The organism is Streptomyces sp. NPDC059080 (assembly GCF_042739975.1).
Lineage (GTDB): Bacteria > Actinomycetota > Actinomycetes > Streptomycetales > Streptomycetaceae > Streptomyces > Streptomyces benahoarensis.
Window position 1 is genome coordinate 1 of sequence record NZ_JBHYGX010000076.1, and the last position, 5,204, is coordinate 5,204.

Here is a 5,204-nt window from a genome sequence, read left to right on the forward strand (position 1 = left end):
CGGCCGCCGCGCGCGCGCCGGCGCGGCCCGGGCCGGGCCGCCCCGCGGGGGGCGGGCGCCCCCGGCGCGCCCGCGCGCGGGCCGCCCCCCCGCCGCGCGCTCACATCCCCAGCGTCCGCAGCGCCTTCTCCGCATCCCCCGCGTACGCGCCGTCCCCCGCCGCCGTCCACGCCGCCGCGCAGAGCGCCCGCAGCCCGTCCAGAGGCGCACCGTCCCCCTCGACGTCCAGCCGGTCACCGTGGGCCGCCGCCCGCAGGCCACCGCACCGGAACCCGTCCCCGTCGGGCACCACCGCGGGCTGCGGCACCAGCAGTCCGCGCAGGTCGGCGTCGACGTAGGCGGGCCGGTGCGGCGGCGGCGCGGCGAGCAGGCCGGCGGGGGTGGTGACGCCGGTGAGGACCAGCAGCGCGTCGACACCGCCGTTGAAGGCGCCCTCGATGTCCGTGTCGAGGCGGTCCCCGATGACCAGCGGCCGGCGCGCACCGGTCCGCAGCACCGTCTCGCGGTGCATCGGCGGCTGCGGCTTCCCCGCCACCTGCGGCGCCCCGCCCGCCGCGATCCGCACGACCTCGACCAGCGCACCGTTACCGGGCGCGATCCCGCGCTCCCGGGGAATCGTCAGATCGGTGTTGGACGCGAACCACGGCACCCCGCGCTGCACCGCGTACGCCGCCTCGGCCAGCCGCCCCCAGTCGATCGCCGCGTCGTACCCCTGGACCACCGCCGCCGGGTCGTCGTCGGCCGACTCCACCGGCTCCAGCCCGCGTTCGCGCAGCGCGACGCGGAGTCCCTCGCCGCCGACGGTCAGCACCCGGGAGCCCGGCGGCACCTGCTCGGCGATCAGCCGGGCCACCGCCTGCGCCGAAGTGATCACGTCCTCGGCACCGGTCGGCAGGCCGAATCCGGTCAGTTGACCGGCGACCGTCTGCGGCGTCCGGGCGGCGTTGTTGGTCACATACGCCAGATGCATCCCGCCCTCCCGCGCCGCGGTGAGGGCGTCCACAGCGTGCGGCAGAGCCACGCCCCCGGCGTAGACGACCCCGTCCAGATCCAGCAGCGCCGTGTCGTACTCCGCGCACAGCGCACGGTCACACCCGTCGGGCCGCCCGCGCATCCGCTCCGTCATGCCGCTTCGCTCCTCACCGCCCGCGCCTCACCGCGCCCCGGTGCGGACGTCGCGTTCCGCCCGCACCGCCGCGCGGCCCGCACCGCGGACCACCGATACATCCAGCCATGTCCTGGCTCTCCCCCGATCATCCCGTACACGGTGGGCGCCGTAGCATTCCCCAATGACCGATACCGACGGCCTCCGCCTCCTCCCGTTCCGTGGACTGCGCTACGCCCCGGACCGGATCAGCAGTCTCACCGCGGTCACCTCTCCCCCGTACGACGTCGTGGTCCGCCCCGACGGCGTCCGGCTGCTGGAGACCGCCGACCCGTACAACATCGTGCGGCTGATCCTGCCGCAGGCCGCCGACCCGGCCACCCGGCACCGGCAGGCCGCCACCACCCTGGCCCGCTGGCGCGCCGAGGGCGTCCTGGTGACGGACCCGCGGCCCGCGCTCTACGTCTACGAGCAGCGGTGCGGCGACGTCCTCCAGCGCGGGCTGATCGGCTCGCTGCGGCTGGACGGGCCGGTGCTGCCGCACGAGGACGTCATCCCCGAGGTGGTCGAGGACCGGGCGGAGCTGATGCGCGCGGCGGCCGCCAACTTCGAGCCGCTGCTCCTCGCCTACCGCGGCGACGGCTCGGTCACCGGCGCCGCCGCCGTCATCGCGACTGCCGTGCGGCGCGCCCCGCTGCTCGCCACCACCACCGAGGACGGCTTCACCCACCGGCTCTGGGCCGTCACCGACCCGGCCGAACTCGCCACGATCGACGCGGACCTGTCCGGCCATCACGCCCTGATCGCCGACGGCCACCACCGCTGGGCCACCTACCAGCGCCTCCACGAGCAGACGCCCGGCGCCAGCGCCGGCTCGCCGTGGGCCTCCGGCCTGGTGCTGCTCGTCGACACCGCCCGCCATCCGCTCCAGGTCCGCGCCATCCACCGGGTGCTGCCGTACCTGCCGCCCGACGAGGCGCTGGCCCGGCTCGGCGGCGCCTTCCGGGCCCGCCCGCTGCCGGGCGACGCGGCGGCCGCCCTCGCGACGCTGGAGAAGACCCCGGGCAACGCCTTCGTCCTCACGGACGGCACCGGCACCTTCCACCTGCTGGACCGCCCCGACCCGCACCTGCTGGCGGAAGCGGTACGCGCCGACCGCCCGGAGCTCTGGCGGACCCTCGACGCCACGGTCCTCCACTCCGTCCTCCTCGACACGGTCTGGCAGGTCCCCGACCGCCCCTCCCACATCAGCTACCTCCACCACACCGAGGCCGCCCTCGCCCAGGCCGCCCGCCACGGCGGCACGGCCCTTCTGATGCGCGCCGCCACCGAGGAGACCGTCCGCGACCTCGCCCGCCAGGGCGTCATGATGCCCCGCAAGTCCACCTCCTTCGGCCCCAAACCGGCCACGGGGCTGGTCCTGCGCACGTTGGACTCGGCGATGGACTGATCCGGGGCGGTCTGCCGGGGCGGTCGGGCACCCCTGGTCAGGAGGCGGCCCGGATACGAGCCCGCGCATCGCCCACCAGGAGATGCCCCGGACGCCGATGGCCCGGGCACCACCGGCCAGAAGGCGAACCGGACACTCGTGGCCCGGGCACCACCGGCCGGAGGCACCCAGGCGGCCCGGGCCACCCAGTCCCAGGCACCCCGGCCCCACCCCGCACGACGGAGGGCGGGACCCCCACGGGATCCCGCCCTCCGTCCTTCACGTCATCCGCGACGCGGCACCGGCTCAGCCCTTTCCGGGCTCACCGTCCTCGGCACCGTCCCGGCGGGCCTCGTCGGCACCGTCCGCCCGCGCCTCGTCGCTCTCCCGACCGGCCTCGGCAACCTCACCGGCGTCCTCGTCGGCCACATCGACCGCCGCGTCGACGACCCCGGCACCGGCGTCAGCCGCGTCCCGGTCCTCCGCCTTCGCGGCCGCGGGCTCCGCGTCGCCCTCGTCGTCCGCCGACTCGTCCAGCGCGTCGGTGAACTCCACACCGTCCAGCTCGGCCAGCCGGTCCGACGCGTCGGTCGTCCCGCCCTGGTCGGCCTCCAGCGCCTTGGCGAACCAGTCGCGCGCCTCGGCCTCCCGGCCGACGGCCAGCAGCGCGTCGGCGTACGCGTAGCGCAGCCGCGCCGTCCACGGGTGCACGGCGTTCGACGCCAGCTCGGGGCTCTGCAGCGTCACCACCGCGGCCTCCGCCTGGCCCATGTCCCGGCGGGCACCCGCGGCCACCAGCCGCATCTCGACCTGCCCGGCCTTGTCCAGCTTCGCCACCTCGGGCTCGCCGGCCATCGCCATCGCCTTCTCCGGACGGCCCAGACCGCGCTCGCAGTCCGCCATGACGGGCCACAGCTCCACACTGCCGGTCATCCGCCGCGACGCCCGGAACTCCGCCAGCGCCTCGCTGTACTTGCCGACGGCGTACGCGGCGAAGCCCGCCGCCTCCCGCACCGCGGCGACACGGGACGCCAGCCGCAGCGCGACCCGCGAGTAGCCGTACGCCCGCTCCGGTTCCTCGTCCAGCAACTTCGCCACCATGACCAGGTTCTTGGCGACGTCCTCGGCGAGCGTCTTCGGCAGGCTCAGCAGCTCCTGCCGCACATCCTTGTCGATCTCGTCACCGGTGACGTCCTCGGGAATCGGCAGCCGCTTGATCGGCTCCCGCCGCTCGTCCCGCCGGTCATCCCGCCGCTCATCACGCCCACGCCCGGCCCCGTAAGGCCGACGACCACGCTCGTCGTCCCTGCGGAAGCCGCCACGGTCGCCGCCCCGGTCATCACGGCGGAAGCCACCGCGGTCGCCGCCACGGTCGCCGCCCCGGTCATCACGGCGGAAGCCGCCGCGGTCGCCGCCCCGGTCGCCGCCCCGGTCATCACGGCGGAAGCCGCCGCGGTCGCCGCCACGGTCGTCACGACGCTCGTCACGCCGGAATCCGCCACGCTCCCCGCCACGGTCGTCACGACGCTCGTCGCGGCGGAATCCACCACGCTCCCCGCCGCGGTCATCGCCCCGGTCGTCACGCCGGTCGTCACGGCGGAAGCCCCCACGCTCGCCGCTGCGGTCGTCACGGCGGAACCCGCCACGGTCGCCGCTGCGGTCGTCACGGCGGAACCCACCGCGCTCGCCGCCGCGGTCGTCACGCCGGTCGTCACGGCGGAAGCCACCACGGTCACCGCCCCGGTCGTCACGCCGGTCATCGCGGCGGAAGCCGCCACGGTCGCCACCGCGGTCGTCACGACGCTCGTCACGCCGGAACCCACCACGGTCACCGCCCCGGTCGTCACGACGCTCGTCACGCCGGAACCCACCACGGTCACCGCCCCGGTCGTCACGACGCTCGTCACGCCGGAAGCCCCCCCGGTCGCCACCGCGGTCATCCCGGCGCTCGTCACGCCGGAACCCACCACGGTCGCCTTCGTCGCGGCGCGGCCCACGCGGCCGGTCATCCCGCCCGAAGCCCCCGCGCTCGCCACCACGGTCATCGCGACGGAAGCCACCCCGATCCCCACCGGACGGACGATCATCCCGCCGGAACGACGGCCGGTCATCGCGCCGGAACCCACCGCGGTCGCCGCCACGGTCGTCACGCCGGTCGTCCCGGCGGAAGCCCCCACGGTCACCGCCACGGTCACCGCCGCGGTCATCCCGGCGCTCGTCACGCCGGAACCCGCCGCGATCACCACCCCGGTCATCCCGGCGGTCGTCCCGGCGGAAGCCGCCACGGTCGCCCCCGGACGAACGGTCATCCCGCCGACCGTAACCGCCACCGGACGGGCGTCCGCCACGGTCATCGTCACGTCGCGGCCCCCGGTCATCACGCCGGAAACCACCGCGGTCGCCGTCATCACGCCGCTGCGGACGACGCTCCGAACGATCGTCGGAAGAGTTGGTGGGCATCGACGTGACTCCTGTCTTCGGCACTGCAATCATTCTCACGCACCGACCACTTCGGCGCGCTTCGGCAAAACAAAAAGGACCCCTGGTCCCAGCATGAACGCTGGGACCAGGGGTCCTGAAAAATTGTTCGGCGGCGTCCTACTCTCCCACAGAGTCCCCTCTGCAGTACCATCGGCGCTGAAAGGCTTAGCTTCCGGGTTCGAAATGTAA

Annotated in this window: 4 protein-coding genes and 1 rRNA gene; 1 reads left to right on the forward strand and 4 read right to left on the reverse strand. The window is 75.3% G+C overall.

Features of this window, described 5'->3' with window-relative positions; all coding sequences use genetic code 11:
* Positions 1-100 precede the first annotated feature (100 nt).
* Entirely contained in the window at positions 101-1,126 is a 1,026-nt protein-coding gene (locus ACFWWQ_RS29435; RefSeq protein ID WP_384602296.1) for an HAD-IIA family hydrolase, read from the reverse strand.
* Between the two features lie 163 nt (positions 1,127-1,289).
* Here ACFWWQ_RS29435 and ACFWWQ_RS29440 point away from each other — a divergent pair, with 163 nt between their 5' ends.
* A complete protein-coding gene (locus tag ACFWWQ_RS29440) occupies positions 1,290-2,555 on the forward strand; it encodes a DUF1015 family protein (RefSeq protein ID WP_384602297.1) in 1,266 nt (421 codons plus the stop codon).
* A 285-nt stretch (positions 2,556-2,840) separates the two neighbouring features.
* On the opposite strand, the gene ACFWWQ_RS29445 is transcribed toward ACFWWQ_RS29440, so the two are convergent.
* From ACFWWQ_RS29445 to rrf, 3 genes are all read right to left on the reverse strand, one after another.
* Complete coding sequence (locus tag ACFWWQ_RS29445) at positions 2,841-3,698, reverse strand: hypothetical protein (protein WP_384602299.1); 858 nt, start codon at positions 3,696-3,698, stop codon at positions 2,841-2,843.
* Entirely contained in the window at positions 3,680-4,843 is a 1,164-nt protein-coding gene (locus ACFWWQ_RS29450; protein ID WP_384602301.1) for a hypothetical protein, read from the reverse strand. The genes ACFWWQ_RS29445 and ACFWWQ_RS29450 overlap by 19 nt, the downstream gene beginning before the upstream one ends.
* Positions 4,844-5,119: 276 nt before the next feature.
* Positions 5,120-5,204 (reverse strand): 5S ribosomal RNA (gene rrf / locus ACFWWQ_RS29455); the annotation flags it as partial.